At 32.4% G+C, this 23,816-nt stretch carries 23 protein-coding genes; 6 read left to right on the top strand and 17 right to left on the bottom strand.

The window, feature by feature from the left end:
* Nucleotides 1-102: 102 nt before the first annotated feature.
* Nucleotides 103-654 (bottom strand): hypothetical protein, encoded by a 552-nt coding sequence (locus L8T27_RS27110; protein WP_237944366.1) that lies wholly within the window; start codon nucleotides 652-654, stop codon nucleotides 103-105.
* A gap of 591 nt (nucleotides 655-1,245) precedes the next feature.
* Here L8T27_RS27110 and L8T27_RS27105 point away from each other — a divergent pair.
* Nucleotides 1,246-1,890 (top strand): EcsC family protein, encoded by a 645-nt coding sequence (locus L8T27_RS27105; RefSeq protein ID WP_248574515.1) that lies wholly within the window; start codon nucleotides 1,246-1,248, stop codon nucleotides 1,888-1,890.
* A gap of 48 nt (nucleotides 1,891-1,938) precedes the next feature.
* Here the strand turns inward: L8T27_RS27105 and dcm are convergent, their stop codons facing one another.
* Both dcm and L8T27_RS27095 read right to left on the bottom strand, forming a co-directional pair.
* Nucleotides 1,939-3,333, bottom strand: a complete 1,395-nt coding sequence (gene dcm, locus L8T27_RS27100; RefSeq protein ID WP_237944364.1) for a DNA (cytosine-5-)-methyltransferase — start codon at nucleotides 3,331-3,333, stop codon at nucleotides 1,939-1,941.
* On the bottom strand, nucleotides 3,326-3,544 hold the full coding sequence (locus tag L8T27_RS27095; RefSeq protein WP_237944363.1) for a helix-turn-helix domain-containing protein: 219 nt from the start codon (nucleotides 3,542-3,544) through the stop codon (nucleotides 3,326-3,328). The genes dcm and L8T27_RS27095 overlap by 8 nt, the downstream gene beginning before the upstream one ends.
* Nucleotides 3,545-3,675: 131 nt before the next feature.
* On the opposite strand from L8T27_RS27095, the gene L8T27_RS27090 reads away from it, so the two are divergent.
* Entirely contained in the window at nucleotides 3,676-5,295 is a 1,620-nt protein-coding gene (locus L8T27_RS27090; protein WP_237944362.1) for a MutH/Sau3AI family endonuclease, read from the top strand.
* Between the two features lie 479 nt (nucleotides 5,296-5,774).
* Here the strand turns inward: L8T27_RS27090 and L8T27_RS27085 are convergent, their stop codons facing one another.
* From L8T27_RS27085 to L8T27_RS27075, 4 genes are all read right to left on the bottom strand, one after another.
* A complete protein-coding gene (locus L8T27_RS27085; RefSeq protein ID WP_237944361.1) occupies nucleotides 5,775-6,320 on the bottom strand; it encodes a hypothetical protein in 546 nt (181 codons plus the stop codon).
* Between the two features lie 18 nt (nucleotides 6,321-6,338).
* Complete coding sequence (locus L8T27_RS29020; RefSeq protein ID WP_481858883.1) at nucleotides 6,339-6,419, bottom strand: hypothetical protein; 81 nt, start codon at nucleotides 6,417-6,419, stop codon at nucleotides 6,339-6,341.
* 32 nt (nucleotides 6,420-6,451) lie between these two features.
* Nucleotides 6,452-6,889 carry a hypothetical protein gene (locus L8T27_RS27080; protein ID WP_237944360.1) on the bottom strand — a complete coding sequence of 146 codons (438 nt, stop codon included), beginning with the start codon at nucleotides 6,887-6,889 and terminating at the stop codon, nucleotides 6,452-6,454.
* 87 nt (nucleotides 6,890-6,976) lie between these two features.
* On the bottom strand, nucleotides 6,977-7,297 hold the full coding sequence (locus L8T27_RS27075; RefSeq protein ID WP_237944359.1) for a hypothetical protein: 321 nt from the start codon (nucleotides 7,295-7,297) through the stop codon (nucleotides 6,977-6,979).
* A gap of 457 nt (nucleotides 7,298-7,754) precedes the next feature.
* Between L8T27_RS27075 and L8T27_RS27070 the strand changes: the two genes are divergently transcribed.
* Nucleotides 7,755-8,117: a hypothetical protein gene (locus L8T27_RS27070; protein ID WP_237944358.1), complete on the top strand. Its 363-nt coding sequence runs from the start codon at nucleotides 7,755-7,757 to the stop codon at nucleotides 8,115-8,117.
* Nucleotides 8,118-8,594: 477 nt separating this feature from the next.
* On the opposite strand, the gene L8T27_RS27065 is transcribed toward L8T27_RS27070, so the two are convergent.
* The 8 genes from L8T27_RS27065 to L8T27_RS27030 all read right to left on the bottom strand — a co-directional run bounded on the left by L8T27_RS27065 (nucleotide 8,595) and on the right by L8T27_RS27030 (nucleotide 18,246).
* Nucleotides 8,595-8,876, bottom strand: a complete 282-nt coding sequence (locus L8T27_RS27065) for a hypothetical protein (protein ID WP_237944357.1) — start codon at nucleotides 8,874-8,876, stop codon at nucleotides 8,595-8,597.
* Nucleotides 8,877-9,244: 368 nt separating this feature from the next.
* The gene (locus L8T27_RS27060; protein ID WP_237944356.1) at nucleotides 9,245-9,706 is read right to left on the bottom strand and encodes an Imm6 family immunity protein; all 462 of its coding nucleotides are present in this window, start codon (nucleotides 9,704-9,706) and stop codon (nucleotides 9,245-9,247) included.
* A gap of 22 nt (nucleotides 9,707-9,728) precedes the next feature.
* Complete coding sequence (locus L8T27_RS27055; protein ID WP_237944355.1) at nucleotides 9,729-11,684, bottom strand: ribonuclease YeeF family protein; 1,956 nt, start codon at nucleotides 11,682-11,684, stop codon at nucleotides 9,729-9,731.
* Between the two features lie 1,141 nt (nucleotides 11,685-12,825).
* Complete coding sequence (locus tag L8T27_RS27050; protein ID WP_237944354.1) at nucleotides 12,826-13,926, bottom strand: hypothetical protein; 1,101 nt, start codon at nucleotides 13,924-13,926, stop codon at nucleotides 12,826-12,828.
* A 670-nt stretch (nucleotides 13,927-14,596) separates the two neighbouring features.
* Nucleotides 14,597-15,298, bottom strand: coding sequence for a hypothetical protein (locus L8T27_RS27045; RefSeq protein WP_237944353.1), 702 nt, complete (start codon nucleotides 15,296-15,298; stop codon nucleotides 14,597-14,599).
* 187 nt (nucleotides 15,299-15,485) lie between these two features.
* A complete protein-coding gene (locus L8T27_RS27040) occupies nucleotides 15,486-15,887 on the bottom strand; it encodes a hypothetical protein (protein ID WP_237944352.1) in 402 nt (133 codons plus the stop codon).
* Nucleotides 15,888-15,904: 17 nt separating this feature from the next.
* Nucleotides 15,905-17,395 carry a hypothetical protein gene (locus L8T27_RS27035; RefSeq protein WP_237944351.1) on the bottom strand — a complete coding sequence of 497 codons (1,491 nt, stop codon included), beginning with the start codon at nucleotides 17,393-17,395 and terminating at the stop codon, nucleotides 15,905-15,907.
* A complete protein-coding gene (locus L8T27_RS27030) occupies nucleotides 17,395-18,246 on the bottom strand; it encodes a hypothetical protein (protein ID WP_248574510.1) in 852 nt (283 codons plus the stop codon). The genes L8T27_RS27035 and L8T27_RS27030 overlap by 1 nt, the downstream gene beginning before the upstream one ends.
* Nucleotides 18,247-18,668: 422 nt before the next feature.
* Between L8T27_RS27030 and L8T27_RS27025 the strand changes: the two genes are divergently transcribed.
* Nucleotides 18,669-19,511, top strand: a complete 843-nt coding sequence (locus L8T27_RS27025; RefSeq protein WP_237944349.1) for a GIY-YIG nuclease family protein — start codon at nucleotides 18,669-18,671, stop codon at nucleotides 19,509-19,511.
* Between the two features lie 164 nt (nucleotides 19,512-19,675).
* Here the strand turns inward: L8T27_RS27025 and L8T27_RS27020 are convergent, their stop codons facing one another.
* Both L8T27_RS27020 and L8T27_RS27015 read right to left on the bottom strand, forming a co-directional pair.
* Nucleotides 19,676-20,272, bottom strand: a complete 597-nt coding sequence (locus L8T27_RS27020; RefSeq protein WP_237944348.1) for a hypothetical protein — start codon at nucleotides 20,270-20,272, stop codon at nucleotides 19,676-19,678.
* Entirely contained in the window at nucleotides 20,259-21,035 is a 777-nt protein-coding gene (locus L8T27_RS27015; RefSeq protein WP_237944347.1) for a hypothetical protein, read from the bottom strand. The genes L8T27_RS27020 and L8T27_RS27015 overlap by 14 nt, the downstream gene beginning before the upstream one ends.
* 309 nt (nucleotides 21,036-21,344) lie before the next feature.
* Here L8T27_RS27015 and L8T27_RS27010 point away from each other — a divergent pair, with 309 nt between their 5' ends.
* Nucleotides 21,345-22,004 carry a hypothetical protein gene (locus L8T27_RS27010; RefSeq protein ID WP_237944346.1) on the top strand — a complete coding sequence of 220 codons (660 nt, stop codon included), beginning with the start codon at nucleotides 21,345-21,347 and terminating at the stop codon, nucleotides 22,002-22,004.
* Between the two features lie 267 nt (nucleotides 22,005-22,271).
* Nucleotides 22,272-23,381, top strand: a complete 1,110-nt coding sequence (locus L8T27_RS27005; protein WP_237944345.1) for an HNH endonuclease — start codon at nucleotides 22,272-22,274, stop codon at nucleotides 23,379-23,381.
* The last annotated feature ends 435 nt before the right edge of the window (nucleotides 23,382-23,816 follow it).

Genomic DNA, 23,816 nt, shown 5'->3' with positions numbered 1-23,816 from the left:
TTTCCTTAAAGCGGAATCATTTTGTGCTAACGAGCGGTCAGTAGTGTTCATTGTTGGTGTTTTTCTTATAATTTCCATTATCATCAACAACACTTTTAAACTCTACTTTAAGACATAGTATGGATTTTCAACTAATTCGACCCCTGCTATTTCATACCTTATAAACAAACTTTCATAATCCCATTCCTCATTTACACACATTACCCTTCTTAGACCTTTTTCATCTAATTTTTTATCCTCTTCTTTAGTTATGAGAGCTGTAAAGTAATACTTTAATAGGACATTACCAATGGTCCCTTCATCAGGAGAATCTTTTTTTAGTTCCTTAATTATATCTTTGAAATATATATTTTTACATACTACGTGTTCCTTTATGTATGAAGTTTTTTTGTTATTATCATACAATTCTAAAGCTATTGGGGAAATATATTTATGTACCCCTATACCATTCCAATCATAATTAATATCTAAAGTTTCTTTTGCAGAGGACCTTAAACATCTATATACGAAACCTTGGATAAAATTCGTACTATTTTGAAAGGTATGTCTAGATTCTGGATCCATTAATTTTATTGCATTATAGTTTATTACTAACCAATCTACAGCCCTTTTATAAACTAAATTCTCAACTGATGTATTATTATTTTTCAACATATTCATACCTCACTAAAAAGAAGTTCCACTTTCAATAACTGTTTCTTTCTCTTTTCTAGTTTTAGACTTCATCTTATCCAGTTTTCTTTAACAGCTTCTATATCCGTTTTTCCAGCAAATGCTTCTTCAAAGGGTCCGTTATTTTCATCCTCAAAATTTCTTAATACTTGTTCATATGAAAGATTTTGTACCAGGAAGCATAGCCTAATGCTTGAGCTACTTCTTCTTTTGGTGCTCATTTGTTCTTTAATTCAATAATATGTAGGTTTCCCTCTTCATCTATTGCGAGCATATCTATATATTTTCCATACTCTGTTTGAACTTTTAAAAGATTTTTAGATAGAATAGAGAAATCTACCGACAATATATCTTCTAACTTTTATCTGATTCAATTACAGAAATATCTACCTTTTACCGCCATTTACCTTCCATATCCAAACTTCTATAGGCAAACTCACACATCATTTATTATTATTTAAGAGAAAAATAGTATTTTTCGCACTTGGTTTTATAGTATAATATTACCATAATTTCTCTAAGAGAAAGGTGAGGAAATTGTCTAAAACTAAATCTTTAACACACGACACAATAATGAAGGCTTTAGATTGGTCTTATGATAAAGCAATTAATGGTGGTGTGCCTGGAATGGACACGGCCATAGAATTAGCTGATAGTTACTTACATAAAAGTGGAACCTTAGATGAAAAAGTTAAAAATTTAATATTATGGCAAAACACTAAAAGTGCTACAAGTGGATTTTTAACAGGTTTGGGAGGACTTATTACATTACCTGTTGCTGTACCCGTTAATATAACTAGCGTTATTTTAGTTCAAATGAGAATGGTCGCAGCTATTGCACATATGGGTGGCTATGATGTAAAAGATGACCAGGTTAAATCTTTTGTTTATGCCTGTTTAGCCGGAAATGGAGCTAAAGATATTCTTAAAAATGCTGGTGTTCAGTTAGGAAAAAAACTTGCAGTAACCGGTATTAAAAAAATCCCTTTCGAAGTAATAAAAAAAATCAACCAAACTGTAGGCTTTCGTTTACTAACAAAGTTTGGAGAAAAAGGAGTCATAAATTTAGGTAAGATGGTGCCTTTTGCAGGAGGAATTATTGGCGGTACCGTAGATGCGGTTGCTACAAATACTATAGGGAATGTTGCATTCAAGCTGTTTATTCAAGACCCAAGCATTAATAGTAATGATGACCCTGAAATTATTGATATGGTATAGCTAGATAAGGACTCGATTATGAGTCCTTTAGCTAAACACCATATTCTTTTAAACTTCTACTGTACTATACTCTCGTACGATTTCTCCTAACTCAATACCTATACGTTCAACAATTCCTGTAACTAAGGCATTTCCCATGAAGAACAAACGCATACGGTCTGAAACCTCATGAACATTTCCAAGACTATCTTTCTTGAGCTTTGTCCAGTCTGGTGGGAAATCTTGCAATAATTCAGCTTCAATCGGTGTGAGCAGTCGGTATCTTCCATCGACTTTAAGCAAATGTGTTGATCGGTTTACAGAACCTTCACTTGTAAGCATTGTACGTCCCGGCAAGTCAAGAGAATCATACGGACTCATCCCACCTTCACTAAAAGTATATTTATGGCCATTTTCAGCTACTCGCTCAATTTTTTTAGGACCACGTAAGTATTCAAATTTCTTAAGCTTTTGGTCTTCATCGTCAAACTGATATTTTGCAATATATTGGTTGTACGCTTCTTCTCCATTTTTATGGACATAATATTCTTTCGCTTCCTGAACAATTTCCCCCAATGTTTTTGGTGCTTCCTTAACTGGTTCCGTATCTATCGTGAAGTATTGGCCGTAACGCATAATACCAGTATTCCAAATAGTACCTGTGAAATTGTCAGAAATGTCTACGATGTACTCTTCGTTGAGAATGTCCTTAATAGACAATGTATCTGAGTAGTGACGTTTCTTGTATGCATCTTGTTCAATTGGAAATTGACGGGCGAACAACCCATCTTGGAAGATGTAGTTATCAAAAGTCGCTTCATCAAATGTTATGTCATTATGCTCTTTCTCAGGTTTTCCATACTTTGCATCCATTGCCAAGGCAAATGGTGTGTCATTTCGATACACGTAAAAGAAAACACGGCGACGGCGTTGAGCTCGTCCATAATCAGCAGCGTTAATCACACGCCATTCAACAGAGTAACCAAGTTGAGCAAATGCCCCAAGCATAATTGCAAAGTCTCGTCCACGTTGTGAAGATGGTGATTTTAGTAAACGATCAACGTTTTCTAAAATCAAATATTCAGGTTTCATATGGTTAACCGCACGAATAATTTCCCAAAAGAGAACACCTTTTTTCCCTTGGATACCCAATTCATGTTTTTTAGAACGAGCAACAGAATAGTCTTGGCAAGGGAATCCACCAACTATCATGTTTACACCCTGATCTTTCATTTCCTCGAAATATTCATTTGGAACCTGCATGATATCAACATTACTGTGATGAACATGCGGATAATTATAGACACCTACTTCAAAGGCATCTTGTGATTTACGAGATGGTTCAAATTGATTAGTGTTTGTTGTTTCAAAGAACGTTTCTTTGAGTGTTAAGTTTGCGTTATCAAGACCTACCACGAAGCCCCCAACCCCGTCAAACATTGAAAATACTTTATATTTAGACATTCACTTTTTCCTCAACTTTCTCAAAGATTTCGTTGTAATCGGTAATTTCCAAACAGTCCATCACCTTCTCGAGTTGTTCTAAATTTACCGTAGTACGGATGCCTCGAACCATATCGCTAATAGAACTTTCACGAAGCCCACTAGCTTTTGCTAAGTCCTTTTGGCGCATTTCTCTCTCTTTGAGAATTTCATTCAAGCGTAGTTTAATCATAGCTTTTACTCCCCTTAAAAAATACGGGATATCGTATCATTGAATTATTATAACCTATACAGACAAAAAGTTGAAGGTATTTTATAATGAATTTGCACCGTAGATTAAGTTTTTCTATTAAGGAGATGGCAATGGATAGAGAATATAAAACAATTCGAGAAATAAAAGAACGTGGTGAAGCTGCTGTTGGTAAAATGATAAAGGAGCTTGTCACACAAGAGAATGTCAATAAGTGGTACGCTAGCCCAAGAAATAAAGGTTGGCTTGGAAATGCTGTTGAAAAAGATTGGTTCGGGCTAGCGAATAACAGTCGACCTGAGGCAGATTTCAATAATCTAGGTGTAGAGCTCAAATGTGCGGGGCTCAAATTTTTCAAAAAAGAAAACTCCTGGGGGGCCAAAGAAAGACTAGTTCTTAACATTTTTGATTACAATGAAGAATACAAGAGAGAGTTTCGAAATTCTTCTTTTTTAAAGAAATCAAAGCTTATAGAACTCCTGTTGTATAAATATGATCCAGTTAACTTTTATCAATTTGAAGGAAAAGAATACCCAATCTATCCAGATTTCTTAATGACTCACGCAATTCTTTTTAATTTGAACGATTTATTAGATGATGATTGGGCAATCATTGAAAATGATTGGAACATTATAATGGATATGATTCGTCAGGGAAAAGCTGAGGATATTTCCGAAGGCATGACTCAATACCTTGGCGCAGTGACAAAAGGAAGTAAAAGTGAAGAGAATCAAACAAAACAACCTTTTAGTGATAAGAAGGCACATAGAAGAGCCTTTTCTTTAAGGCCATCGTACATGAAGGAAATTACAAAACGAATTGTACAGGGCGAATTAAAGAGTTCAATTACTTACTCTTCTTATCAAGATGACTATCCTGAATTACATAAAACCATCGATGCTAAGCAAATTGGTCCTCAAGAGCATATCATAAAAGATTTATCTGAGTTAAAACATAAAACGTTTGAACAAATCATTCTCGATCAGTTTAAACCGTTTTACAATATGGATAAAAAAGTCTTAGCAGAAAAATTTGGTGTAAAAATTAAGGAAAAGAATGACAAAGCAAGTTCAAGGCTAATTGCTCAGAAGATGTTTAATCTAACAGGTGATTTAGAAGAAACAGATGAGTTTAAGAAAGCTGGAATTGCTGTAAAAATAGTTACCGTCAATGCTAATCAGAGAAAAAAACCATCCGAAAAAAGAATCACAACTGAAGGATTTAAACTTGAATCGAATGTTAGCTTCATTAAAGATATTAGTATGCTAGACTGGGAAGATACCCGAGTGTATGACTACCTTTCCACAACAAAATTCTTATTAGTTGTTTACGAGGAAACACCAGAAGGAGAGATATTCAAGGGTGCGAAATTTTGGTATATGCCAGAAGACGACCTCATGGGTACCGTCAAAAAAACATGGGAAACTATTAAACAAACACTCATTAATGGTGTCGAGTTAACGTATAAACGTGTTAAGAGTAAGAAGGGTTACCAAATAGAGAATAATCTGCCGAGCCAAGTGAGTGGTCCTCAAATTCTTCACATTCGACCTTCAGCTGTCGAGTCGGACTATTTTGAAAGTAAAAATTCAGATCGGCTACCATCTCCTGCAAATTGGAAAGAAAGACCAGAGGATATGAAAGATATTTTGACAGATAATTATATGGTAAAACAAGCCCTCTGGTTAAATAAAAATTATATGTACCACCAAGTAAAAGAATTTTTTGAATGAGATTACTCGATTAAACCAATAAAATGATTTCAGAAAAAAGTATTCAAAGGTTTGAACCAAACTAAGAATTAGGCAAAAAATACATAGTAGAGATAAGATGGTTGCTTAGTTAGCAATTAGTTGACAACTTAAATTATGGAATTTAGAAAAGGTATAATAGAATTAATATTTAAAAAGGGTTGATAAGCGAAATGTCTATGAGAAAAGCTAGTATTGCAAACCCAGATTTTGTTATAATGCTTGATTAGTTTAAAAAGAGCCGTTAAAATAATGGCTCTGTTTTTATTTAATTAAAACAATATTTAATTCGTTAAAATGTGAGGTTGTATTAGAGTTTTACAGGAATGAATCTGTATTTTAAAAATCCACTTTTCCTCATTGGTAATACCTAATCAAAAGTAACATGTTGCAAATTATTTTAATAATTTATAAAAATTAGTAAATCAATCTTTGTTCTCTTATTCTTTCAATAAAATATACTACTCTATTTCTTCCATAGGATCCACTTCATTTTCCTCTGCTACTATAAACTCAGACACGACTTGGTCTTCATTTGTTTTAGTTAACAGTTCATTGCCAAAAACAGGAGTAGAAATTATATATCCATTAAATTCATTTTTTTCGTTAGTAGAAAACAAGTATTGCTCCCCTTCTGACAAAAATTCATCATTTTCGAACTTTATAGTAGTATTTTTATTTTCATCATAGCCGATTCTTTGAAGAACATTAACCTGCCCAGTGAGGTTTCCTTTAATATTTTCATCTACTTGAACTTGATAACTAGTTAGTGGTAAAGGCTCATCTGGATATTCCGTCTCTTTCTTTATAACAGTTCCAACAAAAACGTTAGATGAGAACCCCACCAATTCTTCCTTTTCGTTTGGGTCAAAAGCATAGTTTGCATTAACAATAGAATCTTTTTCTTTAAAAAAGTATGAATAAACACCAAATACACCACTACCCAATACTAGAGTACTAATGAAAGAAAAAATGGTTACCTTTATAAATTTAAGATGAAATTTCATATTAATATCTCCCTTGTTTTACTTCCAAAGTTTATTAAAGTCACTTTTATCATGAGATTGTGGTTTAGTGTTTTTATTAGAATTACCATAACCATACATTAAAGCACCGGAATATCCACTATAGTGATCTCCTAAACCAATAGCATGACCAATTCATGGGCTACTACACTCTTTTGATTGGTTGAAGGTAGCTTGTCCATCATATAGATATTAAAGTAAATTTTATCCTGTCCTCCTATAATCGGTACATATAATCCATAAGTAGCTTCACCTTTTGAATATACATCAGAAATTTTTAAATCTTGAACAGTAGAAGCAGTATCTTTTGCAAACTTAGGACCCCCTAGATTATTCCATCCTGAAATCCCAGAAGGTAGATAGTCCTCATATTCAGTAGCAGCACTATAGTGAATCTTATTCCCTCCATCAACTGCATTTCTTGAAAGCAAGTGTACAGTTGTAGGTGCTGCACTGGAAAGAAAGCCATCCAAAACTAATAAACCCAAAATAATTCCCAATAAAACGGATGTTACTTTCTTTATAAAACTTAACTCATTACAAGCATTCATTAAAACACCACCTAAATATTTAATATTCTGACAAAATAAAGTATACATCATAAAAATGGAAATAAAAAGAAGGAATAGAAAAATATTCTATTCCTTCTCGTATAAAATTACCTCATCATTTTCTTTAACTAGTATAATATCTTCATCTTCTTTAGAAGAATATATGACAGTACCTTTTTCATAATAGTTCGAACTAAAGTTTTTCTGGGGTTTCGTATCTGTTGGTGAAACTGTGTCTTGTATAGTACCTAATTCTTTATCAATGGAGTAATTATTACTGTCTAATTTTGGAGCAGCAATATACAATTCATCATTGTAATTTATTACGCTTGCAACGGAGGAGCTATTCTGTTCTGCACAACCAGATAACAAAATCAAAAAAATAATACCACCAATGAAACGTTTCATGATTATCCCCAACCTTATTTGTATATTTTTGTTAATTACAATATTATACAAATATTCAGCCGATATCAATTAAATTTTACTTCGCATCTAAATCTGAATCATTTAGGACAGAATTAACTTTAGATTTACTTACTCCATTCTTACGCCCAGATATCATACTAAATAATTCTTCTTTGTTTCATTCATCGTACCTAATCTTACTAACTTAACTACATGCTAGAAATTAGTAATTCCCCCCCCTTCTTTATTACGGTGAACTTGAACTCGTTACCTCTCCTTTAATTAAGTAATCATTATCTTCTGCTTTAACTGGTGTTATTTTGTTAATTACCTCTCTCTATTATTCCAAATTTAATGATCCTATTTGATTATAAAAATTTCTTTATCTTCCAATAAAAGAATATTTCATACAAACTCTGTCAATCATTGAAATAACACTGTATACGGAGGTAAATGCATGAATGCTATTTATTTTATAAATGAACGGATATCCTTAGAAGGTTTATCAAAAGAAGATAGTGTAGGCCTACAAAAACAGCATTTGTTAAGCTACATCCAAACAAATAACCTGAATATTGTAAAACCAAATATCTATCAAATTAATGATTATTACACCATCCAACACGCCCTTTTATATGATTTGGAAAAATTCGAAATAAAAAAAGTAGATTATCTACTATATTATTCCGAAGAGGTGATGAAAGACTTTGTTTATATCTATCCAGATTATTGGTTCTTACTAAAAAACCACTTCAATTTTGTGATTTCTTTAGTGAAATTAGATACACTTGGCGATAACTCTGCCTCATTAATTAGTTAATTAACTAGATTATTGTATTTTTATCCCTCATATGTAAACACCATGATTTAATAACCATAGTATAGGATTAAATAAATTGTGAGGCTTTTAAATTTAAGACGAGAAACCCTAATTTACATGAGGGTTCTTGCGGTATAACTCAGTTTAATGTCTTGCGATTCACTTGCTCAAAAGTAATTGCCATATTTACTAACTTCATTGACACTTAACATAATGCCTCTATTGTTTGTTTGTTGAACCACTTCATCAAATAGCATATGTAGTCCATTAAAATGGGGTTGGATGCCAGGTTATAAAGATGAACCTTAAAGTGGCCGTTATTATATTCATAGTCATACTTACGTCATTTAATTTGTTTTGTGATAGCAATTGTTTACCGAACCTATTTTTTATTGACTTTAATACAGGAAAGAATTTGGTATTTTTCTAACTGAAAAAAGCCACAAATAGCAGCTCTTTCCCTAATTCACTATTCTCTTATCTCCAACGCCAATTAATATCCCCATCTGGATAAACAGCAGGAATTTCAATTCCTTCTCTATTCCCCTGGTCATCGGTAATAAACCAGTTCCTTTTATCTAACCATTCTGCATCAAATTGTTCTTCTTCAAACTTATGGTCTTCATTCGTTAAGGCCTCTAAAAATATTTTATACTTTTCAATGTTCTCTTTCGGTTTGAATGTCCCATATACCCAAGGGCCTTCTCTATTTGCATTCTGTATATCACCTAGATATTCTTCTTTAAAATACAGCTTCATCCTGTACCCCTCCTACTTCAATATCAAGATAATTTGACTCTAGGTATTCATTATCTCGAGTCGTCCATTTTAGGATTTGCTTTTTCCAATGGTCTGTGGTAGTTGTATACTCTCTCTAATTAACCTTACTCTATATTTATCTTTGGATGCCTCTTGAACTACATTTGCTACTTCTCTATAAAATCCTAACTTCTGTTTAACATACTATTAACCTCACGAATGAAAATAACTAGTTTTCCTGTATGGCTAAACTCCAAGTCTTGTCTTCGTGCCTCAGACTCCTCTTTCTTAGGGATGTTATTTAAAAAATGCCAACATCCAATGATATCGGCATCATCCTTAAAAATAAAGAAATAATATTAAATATTTTATGCTTTATCTAAGTTTGAGAAAAGTTGCTCGTATGTATTCTTTATTAGGAGAGTAGAATCACCTTTAACTTGTTCAATAGAACTAATAAAATGTTCCACTAATGTATCATCTACTAGAGCAATTGGTTCTGGAAAGTATTCTACACCCTCCATTTCCATTGCTTTTCGACTTGTATAAGCAACTGTGTCAATAATACAATTCCATGCAGCGATATCTTTCTCATTTTCGGACATCTCTTGAATAATTGTGATTCCATTCTCTTCATCATCCAACAAATCATAAAGTTCGTAACCAATTTCTTCTTTGTTTTTAACCCATTCCAAACTTTTTGAAAGAGCATTTTGTGCTAGCTGTCTATCTTCAACTTGTGTAAAGTCGCTTAAAATTTCTTTTGAAAGCAGAATAAAAAAGAGTACTTTTCCTTCATCTGTTAAATGGCTAAATGTATGTTCTTCCATAATATCCCTCCTATTAATCTCTCTATTCTATATATTTTCCGTTTCTAATATTTAATTCTAACCTACCTGTAACCTTAACAGCTTCATTAGTTTCAGAAGTAACTATAATGGTTAAATTAGGATAGCGCTGACTCAATTGTTTTAAAACGCCAGCGGGTACTTTATCATTAGCTAATCCTTGATAACACTTCCTACAAACACCAGATGGATTAGACTGATGTAATCTTAATGTACCTGTAACTTCTTCTGGGTTCAATCCCTTCTGCATAACAGCGGCATCAAACTCATTAAGAACTCCTTCTTCTGCATGTCTTGTAAAGAGCGGATTATTGCTAGGTGCCTTTATATTTCTATTAGGCATGGCTTCATCTAAATCAGGAAGATCTGCTTCTTTTCTAACCTTCGGAGAACCCCCAACAAAAGTTAAATGTTCTAATCCTTCCACGTCTGTTTTACCTACAGCCACTGTTTCTGTTTTAGGAACATTCCATTTTCCCCTTAATGCAGAAATATCTTCAGTCCCAATCTTTATTGAACTTCTACTAACACCACTACTTCGATCCGAAATCATACTCAAAAGTTGTTCTTTTGATTTATCATTGGAGGTATTTAGTTTTCTGTCACTAGGAAGAATACGATTTACATTATGATTAACTCCAGCAGCACTTAACTGTGGACCAAAGTTATTTAATTGATCACTTAGGTTGTCTAGCCATGCTCGGGAAATCTCGCTACCTTGTTTTCCTATCTGTACAGACGCATTTACTGCTTGTTTTCCCAATCTAGTAGCTTCCCTTGCTATACTTGGTACAAATGGCATCCCAGCAAAAATACCTTGTGCAAGGCTTGCATTCCGCTGTTCTTCTGTTAGTTCATTACCAAGCATGTCTTTACCTGTTAGGTATTCAGATAAACCATTGGCAGATATAAGGCCATAGATACCCATCTCCGTTTTTTCTAATGCAGAAAATGTATGGACATTCTTATAGGCACTCATAGCATGTTCGGCAGCACTTATTCCTCTCGTAGCGGAATAGATACCTTTACCACCTTTAACTGCTCTTCCTGCCCAACCAACAACAGGGATAAAGCCAGCTAATGCCATTGCCCCTGCAGTTACTCTTTGCGTAGTAGAAAGCTTTTCTCCAGTTACAGGATCTACACCTTCCGTGGCTCTAAGATAATCATAATATCCACTAAACTCACCAGCAAACGTTTTGGTCCCTTCCCATAAATCCTCATACCAAGGACGATTCTCTATTTCTCTTGCTTCTTTTTCTTCTTTTTTATATGTAAGATAACCAGTTGTAATATCTTCTGCTTCAGATTTAACTTGGTAAGCCTCACTAGCATGAAAAGCCTCAGCATTAAAATTTATTGGTGTAATACTATCACCCTGCTTAGTCGCTTCTAATAAAGCGCTAAACAATTGGATAACATAGCCCTCTTCTCCCTCAGAAGAATTATATTCTTCTTGCAGTTCTTGGTCTACTTCATTAATGACCTTTAATGTATCCGTTCTTTTTTTATTAACGTCCATCATTAGGTCATCGAATTGGGAGCGTGAGAATGAATTTAAAGAAACTAAATCGTCTATCTCTCGGAATATATCATCTAAAGCCTTCTTTTGTTCTGTAACCATATCATCGGCTAGTCTTTCTTTTTGAGCTAGGTCGTCCTCTAAGAAGTTTGTTTCAACCCTTGTATTGCCTCCCAGCTCTTTATCTTGCAGTTTACCGGAAACTCCCCCGAAAAAAGCTATTTGCCTATCTACAAGCCGTTGCCAGGCTTCTATCACATCCATTTGCCCTTGATAAAAACTCTTTATCGCTTCAGCACCTTGACCTTCGAAGTCTTCTAAATCAACTATTTCACTGAATCTCGTTTTTAATTGAATAAATTGCTCTCGTAGATTTTTATAATGGTTTGCTCTTTCTTCCATTGTATCTTGCAAACTAGAAGAATCTAAACTTTTCAAATTACATCCTCTCCTTTAAAGGATAGAAAAAACAGTTATTATAATTTCAATTTTACCACTTAATTGGCAATGTCCAATCAATCTATTTACTCAATTTAAATGAGAAAAACATTGAAAAGTTAACCCCAAAAAAGTCTATTTAATCAATACTCGACAAAAATTTTTAATTTGTTTATAAATCAAAAGATTTTATATACTAGTGATTCTCTCCTTATATTGTCATATTTTAACCAATAAAAATCCGACTTACCCCTTTGATGTCAAAGAGGTAAATCGGATTTTTTAATTGCTATATGGCTTCTGAAGGTTAATTAATTTTATTATAGCTTCTCCCTTTGCTGGTCGAAATAAACTTGTTTTTGTGTTTATTGAGTATCTCATCTGTTTCTTCTTGAAGTGTTTTTTATCTACATAGGATGGAGGTCCTTTCCCAACGCATTGGAGTGTTGTAAACATTAATGTGCCATCTTCATTTTCCTTTTAGGTTATCGAGCGGTTAAACAGACGAGAACCTGATAACTGTATAATGCCTTCTGGATATAAAAGAAAGAGATGAAAAAAGGATTGAGCTTAAAGATAAGAAAGAAAAGCAATCAGAAATATCATTTGTATTTTCGTTTAACCACATTTAAACTTCCAATTGTCTACTAAAGATACTGCTCACTTTCTTTTTGTATTTTATATTCACTTGTTTTCATCTTCATTCGTTCTTGCTGAAATCTGCACCTTGTAGCAATAAATCTTCTACTTGTCATACCTTTTCAGTTGAGTAACAGGATAAAGTAAAAACTCATTGACATTTCATTTATAACAGGATCGATACAGTTTCTTATAATATTAAGTGCAGTACTCTATAAAAATGCAATTAAGTAAAAATTCTATCAAAATTTCTGCTAAAGAAAGTTATAAAACCCTTTAATAATGAATTTAAATTAAAATTTTATATAAAATTGACCAAATGACATGCAGCCCTTTGGTCAATGTTTCAGTTCTTGTACTTCATATAATTTACCTTGTGATTTAATATTGCGTAATCGATTTAAAATTGGAATTAAAGCGTGATTATACCAATGCTATCGTACTAATGAATCAACGTACTTTTTTAAAAATTGCGGAACAAATACTTATAACTATTAAATCATTATCGAATTTTATATTCCTCTAATAACAGGTTCGGAATGTCCTTCATTCTAGAGAATCCGAATGATTCTCTAGCAATTGGTAAAGGATCAAAAGATGGCTCTACTGATAGAATGTCGGGTGTTAGTTGGCTAACTGAAACTAATTCTTTATTTTGTATGACTTCCTCTGAAACACTCTTACTTATATATACATCTTCCGATAAACTAAAAATCATAAAATTTATGGCAGCTAATTTATCTTCATGAGATAATTTATTAAATTGTTTAATGAAATATCTATATCGCTTGTTACTTGAATCGACAAACAGCATGATTTCACTTGAATCTTCTAACGGAAACACAGATATATGAACACCTTTTATCGTATATTTGGAAGAAGAATTATATATATTATTTATAGTAGCATCTTCAAAGTCAAATAATACTGCTACACTGCTTTGAAAGGCGATTGGTACAACGTATTCTAGTTTTTCGTGATAAAATAAATTGTATCCGTCATCTAATTCTTTTTCTAAAACTCTCTTTGCCTGATTGTAATCGTCCATATTTTCTTTTAAGTCTAAGTTATTGACCTCATGCTTTCCATCACGTAAACCAAAAGGTAGGCCTATATTATGTAGATTATCGTAAATGGCATTTTCTGATTTTCTCTTTGCTATACTTTTTAAAGAATTTTTCATTGCTATTTGTGCAATCATTTTCTGTGTTGGTGTGTTTGTATAGTTTTCTGGTTCTTCATACTCACTAAAAATTTTACTATCACAACTTCGACAGATTAATTGAAACGTCCCCGCCTGTTTTACCCCTTTAGCATCGTCTAATAATGGTAAACTGATTAATTTAATATTACTATAGACGGAACCTTCCACAGCAATATTCTTTAAGACAAATGCAGGGATAGAATGGGAATTACAATAACTGCTACATTCCTTACCGCAATGAAAACAATAGTCACTCTTTACATCTTTTCTGCTTTTACTTAGTATTTTACCAAATTGTTTTCTAAACTCAACTGTCTGTCCCTTCATTGCTGCCAATTCGTCTTCTGAATCGGTTCCTACCGTTAACATCTGAATTCTTTCCTTTTCTAAATTAAACACACTATCAGCTCCAAAGTTTATATAATAAATAACTCCTTGTATACGAATTTAGAATAGTTAAGGTTTCAATATTACATTAGCCTTTTATCTCTTATATTTTTGTTTCCTAATTATTTTTACATCTAGCAACTCAGCCGCCTCTCAATTTTCTTTCTTACATTTTTATAATCGCCCTAATTTGTTTTCATTTAATTAATAGCCTTAGTTCTATTCACTTTTGCTCTCAGCTGAAATCTTTCTTTATGTTTTCTTTAAATAACTTTTAGCCACAAACTGAACTTAGAATTGAGTCCGAATAAAAGTTCTAAAAATAAATAAACCCTTTTATTCATATCTAATCGCACATAATGGTTATAATGTGCGATTAAGAAAAAAATTATAGTATATCAGAATTTATCTTCTTTCCTTATGATTCGTAACTATTTTTATGACACCCAGTTATTCCAGATTTATCTCTATAATCATAAATCGTAAGAAGTTGGATTAGACACTATCATCAAATAGGATGCAGAGTTTTTACGGAAGTATCACCAAAAAACATCGAAGGAAGTCTTAATCGACGATTAAATTCACTCAATTGAATAAGAAAAAATCCATTATAAGAGAACATACAGTGGCATGTTAACAGATTAAATTTCCAATATTTAAAACCACTGACTAATATCAGTGGTTATGTATTATTATTTATCTCCTTAACATCTGTAGAAATTGTAATTACAATTACAAAGAAAATTATATCTATAGCAAGCAAGGTACATCCTATACAATACCAAACATTGGATTTCACAAATTCAATAATAAGTATACTAGCCAATAGACTAATTAAACATATAAGGTAAATTGAAAGCTTATTCTTATTAATAAAATTCTCAATATTGGATGGTAATTCTTTTAATTGTACATCTTCACTGGTAATGGTAATATCCTTTAAATCATCCAATTGTATAAACTTAAAGGAATTATCATTATCAGATAATAATATCCTTTGAGAATCTACTCTTCGAATAATAAACCACTTATTCTCGTCTAGAGAATCATCCTTTATAAAAAAAGTTTTTTTATACCCCATTAACTTTACAACAATAAAAATAATTACAAATGTACCAATAGTTATTCCTAAAGCGACAACAAATGCTGCAACACTACTTGTGAATAGCTCCGTATAATTGGTAATATTAACACCTGCTGTAAATATCAAAGAAAGTTCAAGAATAAATGCCACTATAATAGATACGAATATTAGATAATACAAAAAAAGAGATATTTTTTTAACATTTGTCATTAACCTTATTTCTACACTTAGCACATTAAAGTTATTTATTCCAAAACTTAAAAAGATAATTACTACAGGAATCACACCTATCGGTCCCATTTTAATTAACTCTTCAATATTAATAAAATTTCTCCCCCAACTAATCAATACTTACTTTTTCATTTGTAAAATTTTATATCAGCAAACTTGCTCAAGCATCTAAACTTTTTGAACATTGATATTATAAAAACTGCATGATGCTGCTAATATCCCTTGTTACACTACACAGGCGATTATTTTAATCTATTCATCTATTCTTCTCAATCAGTAACTTCTCTAAAGTCATGTATTGATCTTCAGATAGTGGAAAAAAACTTAAGTCTTTTCGAGGTTGAAAATAGTCCACGATATTCTTAACTTCTTTTAAAGTTAATCCAATCCCGTCTTTTGGGACTTCATAATCCATAACTACTGGTAGATTTATTGGATAACCTGAACCTGAAGGATAAATTTCACCATCTTTCCAGTTTCCTTTCACAGTGTTAATTCCCATTATCATTTGTTGCTCGGTTAGATATACTAACATTTTCGCTCCTATAGGAAAACTATAGTTTTTATATTTTCCTGAGAACCCCATTCTTTTATCTCTGAGATTATCGACAACCCAATCTGGATATACTAATTTAATTGTATAGTCTAACTTAGACATATTTATTGCCCCCCCTCTTATCCTAAGAAAAATGCTTCTAAATCAGTATCAGTTTTTAAAATTTTTTGCTCATCAACACTTAACTCCACTGCTAAATCTACTGAGGCAGCAGCTAAAACAGTCGAATTGATATTAACATCAAACGCTGCATCAATAAGAGAATTATAATGAAGATATTTTGCATTAATTTTTGAAATAATGTTTTGATATTCCTTATCCACTTTTTCTAAAATTTCTTCTGTATAAGCATTTAATGTTTTCTTTAATTCTTTTTCTCTTACACCAAGTTTGTCCTTTGCAAATCCCCAAATAAAGTCTGCGGTAATAGTTCCAATAACAGAACCTAATATTGGTATAGGTATTAGAATTTGACCTAATGCTCCACCTGTAGCAGCAATACCAGCTTCAATACAAAGAATTTGACCTTGTGTAACGAATTCATCCATTGATATCTGTTCTTTTTGTAAATCTACTAGTAAAGACGATAACCCCATTGCCGCACTTGTTACAGCACCTGCAAAGGGAGCTGACAGGGAAGTCAAATTAGTTAGAGCATATATACTCCCTGCTGTAACACCACCTTTGACACCTGCACTGGCAGAACTTATACCTATTTCTTTCCAATCATCTTCATTAAAATCCTGAATCTTCTTCCCATTTCTAACCTTACTATAAATTACTGTGATTGTATTCAACGAAGCTGCGACTGCTGCAGCCGTACCAGCAACTTTAACTCCTTCACCAATTGAAGGTCCCATTTTAGCCTGAATTGAATCTGTTTTTATTCTTGCATCTGTTTCGATTTCATGTTGTATTCTTTCGTTCTCATCAATTATTTGATTTTGATGTTTTGATACTGTTTCACCTACAACTCCTAATTGAGCCTCATTATAATTCGAAACTGAAGGTCTGACTAAATCTTGAAAACTTCGACCTGTTTGACGCTCAATTTCTTCTACTTTTTGGAGAATAGACCGAACTGACTTATCAGCTAAATTACTAGGTGGATTACCTAATCTAATAGCTTCAATAATCTTATATTGATCTTTTGGAATAGAGTAATTCATAGATTTATCATGATATTTTTCAAAATGATTAAGTACATGTTTTAGTGTATTGTTTGTACCATTGATAAATTTTGATTGATATTTAATTCCATCTAATATAAAATCCTCTGGAGCTGTACGAGCCACACCGTCAAAAGTAGCAACATCCATTTGACCCATTAAGGCAGCCCATGCGTTCCTTACATTAACTTCAAGATTTTCTGCTATTTCTCCATGTTTTGTTTGCACGGAACCTAATATATTCTTAGGATTAGAGAGAAATTGTCTCATTTTAATCATTTGATTTAAAGCATTTTCAAAGTTCAAATTTTGTTCCTTTTGACTCTGCAACTTTTCTTTAACTATTTGATCTAACTGTTTTGCAATGGATTGACTTTTCCAATGATTAAACCCTTCCACTCCTGCAGCAGTAAATTGACTTCCCCATACATTTATTGACATTACTTGTTAACTTCCTTCATAAATAATGCTGATAAACTTTCGGTATTATTTATTATTGCTCGTAATAAATTACGTTCATCCTGTGAAAAGTCTGTAAAAGATTTAATATGCTTTGTTTTACTAACAAACGAAATTAAACTTTTCTCTAAATTAATAACTAAGCGTTGCGTTGTAGATTTTAGATTTGTAATCTCATTAGTTGTAGCTTCTAAAACTCTTGTAGCCTTTACAATTTCAACCCGTTCTTTATCCGCTTTTATAGCAGCTTCCTTATTTTTTTTACTTGCAAAGTAACCACCTGCTGCTAAACTGGCTGCGCCAATCCCCCAACCAATCGGTCCAGCCAATGCTAGAAGGGCACTCCCACCTGCCATGCCTCCTCCACCTACTGCTGCAGCTCCTCCACCTAGCCATGCTAAAGCCGCACTTGTTGCCGCTGCTCCAGATAAACTAGAAATAGCAGCACCAGTTGATGCAGTTCCAAAAGTAGTAGCAATTGCCATTGCTGCCGTTGGAGCAAGTGCAGCAGTAGCTACTCCAGCTGCTACTCCGGCTGCTGTTCCTCCACCTGCTAACTTAATCATTTCCTTCTCATCATATGAAATTTCACTTAGCACTTTAAAACTTTCAATGTTTAGACGGACTTGTTCAAAGTTCTTTTTAAACTCTTTTGGAGTATTTGCTAAGGTATTTATATATTCTTCTACTTTCAATATTACATCTACACTATAAGACCTTTCATTATGCAATTTAATAGCTTCACTTTGTAATTTTTTTGAGGATTTTTCATATTGATACATGGAATTTTTTAGTTTAATTACTGATTCTTTTTTTAACGAGCTATTTAACATATATTTCAGTTCCCCTTCTATTTTCCTCATCTCGGAATAAATATCGTTACTTTCCTAACACCAAACCTGTAATACTTTTCAAATGTCAATAAACTATGACCACATTATTTATAATAAGGACTATTTTCACATAAATAATTTAACAGCAAAACGCAAATAAAATTGTCATTTTTTGTCGATGAAAATGAATTTGTTTTTGCAGATACAATACACAACTCTTAACAAGTAAAATTAATCTATGCCAAATTAAGATGCTAATCTATAATTTTAAATTGTTATTAAGCTTCTAATTCTATTGAAAAATATAAACTATCCACTTTTTTCACTATTTTTTCTATTGATATTCTATAGAAATAGTATATATATTAAAATATTGATAGTGTATAGAACAATTTTGAATTTGTTAGGAATAAATTATCATTATGAATAGAGACGGATTAGGGGAGAATGTTGTGTTTGAGGAATTAGAAACGATTTTAATCAAAAGCAAAATAGTTAATATGTTTAATTTAAACAAGACAGATGAAGTTTTTAATCAAGGTCTAGACGGGGTAGCATACAGAGTAAAACCAAACATATATAAAATAAGGGCATTTGAATTGTATGGGGAAACAGAGGAAGAAAAATTCTTTCGAATTTATCACGCTAGAGATATTAACGAAAACCTTCTTAACACATTACACTCCATACCCGGTATAGTAAGGAAGACACAACAAACGGTAGACTATCGAGTTTCCTTTTACGAAGAGTTGGCCACCAAAATAACAGATGTTCTATCTAGCGCGGAAATTATTAAAGAATCAAAAGCAACAAGTAGAATGGCAAGAGCATCTAAGTTTGAAGGTCTTGAACTTCCAGACGTAGACGTATCACAAGATGAAGTAATAGGTCGTATTTTTACTTGGAGAGAGATTATCGCTATCTATGAGGACAACTCAGAGGATAATACATTAAAATCAATATTGAGTCAAAAAGGTGTCTATATTCAACGGTCTGAGGACGGGAAAAGCAGATATATCGGTAGTGCTTATTCCGAAGGAGGGGGCATACTAGGAAGATGGATGGCCCATTTAAACTCATTAGGGGATGCTCAACATCTCAACCTATTCGTTTTAGAGTACGGTTATAATTGTATTGTGTTTTCTGTACTGGAATTTGTAGATGGAACAACCTCAGAGATTATCCAAAAGGAATCAGCTTGGAAAAGAACACTCGGAACAGTGAACCACGGACCTTATAATGGTATACAGCTGAACAACAACTAATTATTTCATTTTACATTTTTTTAAAATTGATATTTCATAGCGAGAAGTGAATTATCGTGATTTCCAAAGAAAGAGACCAATTAAACTATAACTTGTCTCTTTCGCATGTACATCTCTATTTAATATTTAATTAAGACAAGTTTATAGGTATTTATACTATTTATCTATAAACTATCAAATGTTCCAAAAACTTTCTCCCTCACATTTTCAGAAGTGATGTCCATTAATGGAATGCGTTTACTGATTATTTTTTTGACACCCCAATAGGAGCGATCACTTTCTTTCTGATTTATTGGCTCAATGTATGAATAGTCACCGTTTCTTTGAATATTCATTCTTACTTTTGTATCCCGTATTGCATGGAAAAATCTCCAATGATCGGCTGGCCCTATATATCCACTTTTCCACTTTTGCAAACTTTCGTATTCAAATTTGGAAAGGTGTATACATGGAAGTCCTTTGAGTTGTTCTTCTCTCAAATCCTTATTGTATAGCTCAATTTCCATAACATATAAAGGACCATCCCTCCATTCATTTTCTAATTCAATATCGTTTTTATTTTGAAATATAAGAATGAAATCTTGTATATACCATCCGGATACGTCAGAATCAGATTTATAGCGTAAAAATTTATTTACCACACTCACATAATTACTGTCTTCCGAAGCAATCGTTTTGCAATAGTCCATTAATTTAAGGACATTTTCATATGTATGATGAATAACATGAAAAGCATTTTTTATGTTATCAGTTGAATTCATAATAATCTCCCTCGGATATGGTTAACGTAGTTTCAAAACGCCAATTTACTCTGTTACAAATTTCAAATTCATAAAAATTACTTTTAATTATCGTCCCATCAAATTCTATATTCATATTAGTAAAATCCTCAAATCCTTTTCTAGTCAAAAGGTCGATTATATCCTGAATAATGACTTTATGGAACGGGTCAGCTAATCTCAGTTTCTTTAGTTGGTGCAAAATATCCTGCCAAGAAAGATAGCCTAAATCAACCCCTTTTTCAATAATCCCCCTACCTATAACATCATCGTATACTTCTCTAGATGTGTATCTATCCGCAATAAAAAGCAACAACTTCTTCTTTTTTTTTCCTCTTCGTGAAACAATGCGAGATTCTCTTGCTAATTGGTTAATACTTTGATTAAATTCTATGTGTTCTTTAATCTCTGAGATATTATCTATTTCATCATCTGATGAAAGCCCACTTCTATATTTTATCTCAATCCCTATCACTACATCTTTAAATTCCATTAGAGCATCTATTTCACCTTCTCTATCGTACGGCCAAAAGCTTACTTTATCTGCCCAGAATTCATCTTTAATGTCATCGATATTATAACGAACAGCTTTAGGAATGATTGCCTTCTCCAATATAGGCCTAAGAGCCAATGAAAATGGAATGTAGCGGAGTAGTCCAAAGACATTACCAGTCAGATTATCCTCAAGTCGTTCGGTTAGATTTGATCCATTACTACTAATTTTCCCTTTTATTTCAGCTAACATATAATTCCCCCCTTTGAAACAAAGTTTTCTGCTTTATATGCTGTTCCTTTTTCCTATAATAAAAAGGATACAATTAATTATAATTCCTAGAAATCAGGAGACTGACGCTGACTCAGCATATAATCTCAAAATAAACTTCGACTTATAAGTCTTTTATGTTTGAACTCACATCCTTTACTTCCTACTTATACATTTATTTTCTCAGGTTATCCGCTCTATCTAAAGATTAAAAATCTATTGATATAATTATAATTCCTGGTTTAATCTAATAGAGATTAGTTTATTAAGATAGAATAATTGGAGGATATAATGTTAGATGGTTACAAAATATTCATGGAAGAGTTTAACATAACAGAAGATAGACTAATAGAGTTTGGTATTAAAGAAACAATATATGTAAACCAAGATATTGTTAGAGAAGAATGGAAGGCATTAAAATCAAGAGTTCTTGATGGTAGTAGCAAAGTTTTTATAAGAGGGTACGGTAGAGAAGCGAGAGGAACAGATTTATATTTGACGATGTATAGTAATATATTTGGGCATAATCAGTTTTTTAAGGATCCTACTAACAATACATACCCTGCTAATATGATTAAGAGATTGACTGGTTATTCTCGACAAGAAAAACCAACAAGTAAATACAAGCAACTACGCAATTATCAGGTATCACATATTTTTGGGCAAACCAAAAATCCCTTTTCATTTACTGCTCCTTGGAATATTGTTTATATCCCCAAGATAATGGATCCATTTACTGGACATGAGAGTAAGGGAGAATTGACTGAAGTATTTCAAAAAACTTTTATAAACCATTTCTATATGTACTACCAGGAGTATATTGAGGATTTTAATGAGATAATGATTAAGTGTAAGCCTCTTATAACAGAATACTTAAACGAAAATCCAGCAATAATTAGTCCGAAATTTAAAGAGGATGTTCTTAAAGAATTTAATCCAATCATTATATGAATTCTATTAAAAAATATAATGTATTAACTGGAAAATTATTAGGTAACTGAGTTATCAGAACGTCGACTATATGTAGATAGCTTCAAAAAATACACTACGCAGCCAATGTGTGTCGATATTCAATCGAGCTCTCTGGTTTAGTTTTTTAGTTTTTTCTAGAACCTTTAATAAAGAGATGCATGTTAATTCCTATAATATTAAAAATGCCATAGCCCCCAATAAATATGTTATGTATATTTTATAAAGATGGATAAATGAATAAATGAGGTGTTTTCAATAGTAAGTTTCTCAGAATTACGAAGTTCTGATTTAATACCTGGTGAAATATATGAGGCAGGGAAAACAGGTAGCTTCTTTAAAGATGAAGTAATTAGCAATATCTTTAAGTTTAATAACTTAAAAGGTATTGGAAATCAAAGTGGCATTCGTCGAACATTGATTGAAAAAAATCCTTCTTTAAAAACTGAAGATGCATTTGTAGTACTCTTAGACACGAAAAGCAATCCAGAATGGCCTAATGAATATAATAGGTCTACTAAGATATTAAAGTATTATGGTGATAATCAAGATCCAAAAAAAGAATACTTGGATACAAAACAAAAAGGTAATGTAGCGTTTGAGAAGTATTACCACCGTTGTTATAGTGATTCAACCGGGCATATTGCTCCTTTCCTATATTTCGAACGTATAAATGGTAGAGATGCTCGTTTCATTGGAATTGCAGTTCCTTATGTAAAAGAATTACCGAAAGACAAAGCTTTAGAATTAAAACAATTCATAAAACCAGGTGAAGGTAGTTATGATAACTATGTAGCTTATTTTACAGTATTAGAAGTACCCGTACCAAGGCAATGGCTCTACGACTTAAAAGTAGGTAATTATAATAGTGAATATACGCCAACTCCCTGGTACAATTTCTTAAAATTTAGAGATATATCATCCAATAATGATTTCTATATACGTTTCCCAAATCCGAAGACAACCACTCCCGTAAATAATACTGGTTACCGAATGACTACATATCGGAAAACTCAATCACAATTTCGTAGTCTATTACTCAAACGGGAATCTGGTTGCCAAATATGTAATTTATCTATACCTTCATTATTGATTGCAAGTCATATAATACCTTGGGCAATTGCAGATGAAACACAAAAAATAGATCTTAATAACGGGCTTTTACTCTGTATTTCACATGATGCATTATTTGATAAAGGATTTATTAGTTTTGATGAGAACGGGAAAATCATCATTTCAAATGAACTACCACGATTAGAGTTTGAACGACTTCAAATTCATGAACAAATGTCCATTACAATAATTCCTGAACAAGAGCATTATTTACAAATTCATCGAAAAGCAATGCGTAGCCATTAAACCGTTAAAGTAAGCTATAAAGTCAGGCACAGTTACTCTCCATCCTTCTGTAGCTCCTTTTTTGAAAAAACAAATGAAAAATAAGCATAATAAAAAGTTCAAAGAGATTATAACTCTTTGAACTTTTATATACAAAATCTTTCACAATCATAAAACTAACTTTAGTATTTTCTGATTTAAAAAACTGCTTATATACTTTTGCACCCTTTTCCCTTTAGATGATATCACTAACGTTTGTTTTAGGAAACTCTTTGAAGTAGGTAACTTCTCATTATCTCTAAGTTCAATTGCATTTTTAATGCATATTAAAAGAGGGTTAAATATATCTAAATCTTCCTGGTTAAACTGAATTTCTATAGTATTCTTTATTATTCTTGTTCCTTGATTTTCACCCTCTTATCCAATAATAAACGTCACATCTTCAACGTATGCCTG

This window comes from Niallia sp. Man26 (assembly GCF_022049065.2).
GTDB lineage: Bacteria > Bacillota > Bacilli > Bacillales > Cytobacillaceae > Niallia.
The sequence above is the reverse complement of the archived record's forward strand: the minus strand, read 5'-3'. Positions and strand labels throughout refer to the sequence as shown.

Excerpts from the sequence above, each read along its gene's own strand:
- L8T27_RS29020 (WP_481858883.1), bottom strand. The coding sequence starts at position 6,419 with ATGTATGGTTATGGTAATTCTAATAAAAACACTAAACCACAATCTCAT.
- L8T27_RS27110 (WP_237944366.1), bottom strand. The coding sequence starts at position 654 with ATGTTGAAAAATAATAATACATCAGTTGAGAATTTAGTTTATAAAAGG.
- L8T27_RS27080 (WP_237944360.1), bottom strand. The coding sequence starts at position 6,889 with ATGAATGCTTGTAATGAGTTAAGTTTTATAAAGAAAGTAACATCCGTT.
- dcm (WP_237944364.1), bottom strand. The coding sequence starts at position 3,333 with ATGTCTAAATATAAAGTATTTTCAATGTTTGACGGGGTTGGGGGCTTC.
- L8T27_RS27060 (WP_237944356.1), bottom strand. The coding sequence starts at position 9,706 with ATGGAAGAACATACATTTAGCCATTTAACAGATGAAGGAAAAGTACTC.
- L8T27_RS27025 (WP_237944349.1), top strand. The coding sequence starts at position 18,669 with ATGAATAGAGACGGATTAGGGGAGAATGTTGTGTTTGAGGAATTAGAA.
- L8T27_RS27075 (WP_237944359.1), bottom strand. The coding sequence starts at position 7,297 with ATGAAACGTTTCATTGGTGGTATTATTTTTTTGATTTTGTTATCTGGT.
- L8T27_RS27020 (WP_237944348.1), bottom strand. The coding sequence starts at position 20,272 with ATGAATTCAACTGATAACATAAAAAATGCTTTTCATGTTATTCATCAT.
- L8T27_RS27070 (WP_237944358.1), top strand. The coding sequence starts at position 7,755 with ATGAATGCTATTTATTTTATAAATGAACGGATATCCTTAGAAGGTTTA.
- L8T27_RS27095 (WP_237944363.1), bottom strand. The coding sequence starts at position 3,544 with ATGATTAAACTACGCTTGAATGAAATTCTCAAAGAGAGAGAAATGCGC.
- L8T27_RS27045 (WP_237944353.1), bottom strand. The coding sequence starts at position 15,298 with ATGGGACCGATAGGTGTGATTCCTGTAGTAATTATCTTTTTAAGTTTT.
- L8T27_RS27010 (WP_237944346.1), top strand. The coding sequence starts at position 21,345 with ATGTTAGATGGTTACAAAATATTCATGGAAGAGTTTAACATAACAGAA.
- L8T27_RS27065 (WP_237944357.1), bottom strand. The coding sequence starts at position 8,876 with ATGAAGCTGTATTTTAAAGAAGAATATCTAGGTGATATACAGAATGCA.
- L8T27_RS27105 (WP_248574515.1), top strand. The coding sequence starts at position 1,246 with ATGAAGGCTTTAGATTGGTCTTATGATAAAGCAATTAATGGTGGTGTG.
- L8T27_RS27040 (WP_237944352.1), bottom strand. The coding sequence starts at position 15,887 with ATGTCTAAGTTAGACTATACAATTAAATTAGTATATCCAGATTGGGTT.
- L8T27_RS27090 (WP_237944362.1), top strand. The coding sequence starts at position 3,676 with ATGGATAGAGAATATAAAACAATTCGAGAAATAAAAGAACGTGGTGAA.
- L8T27_RS27030 (WP_248574510.1), bottom strand. The coding sequence starts at position 18,246 with ATGTTAAATAGCTCGTTAAAAAAAGAATCAGTAATTAAACTAAAAAAT.
- L8T27_RS27085 (WP_237944361.1), bottom strand. The coding sequence starts at position 6,320 with ATGAAATTTCATCTTAAATTTATAAAGGTAACCATTTTTTCTTTCATT.
- L8T27_RS27035 (WP_237944351.1), bottom strand. The coding sequence starts at position 17,395 with ATGTCAATAAATGTATGGGGAAGTCAATTTACTGCTGCAGGAGTGGAA.
- L8T27_RS27015 (WP_237944347.1), bottom strand. The coding sequence starts at position 21,035 with ATGTTAGCTGAAATAAAAGGGAAAATTAGTAGTAATGGATCAAATCTA.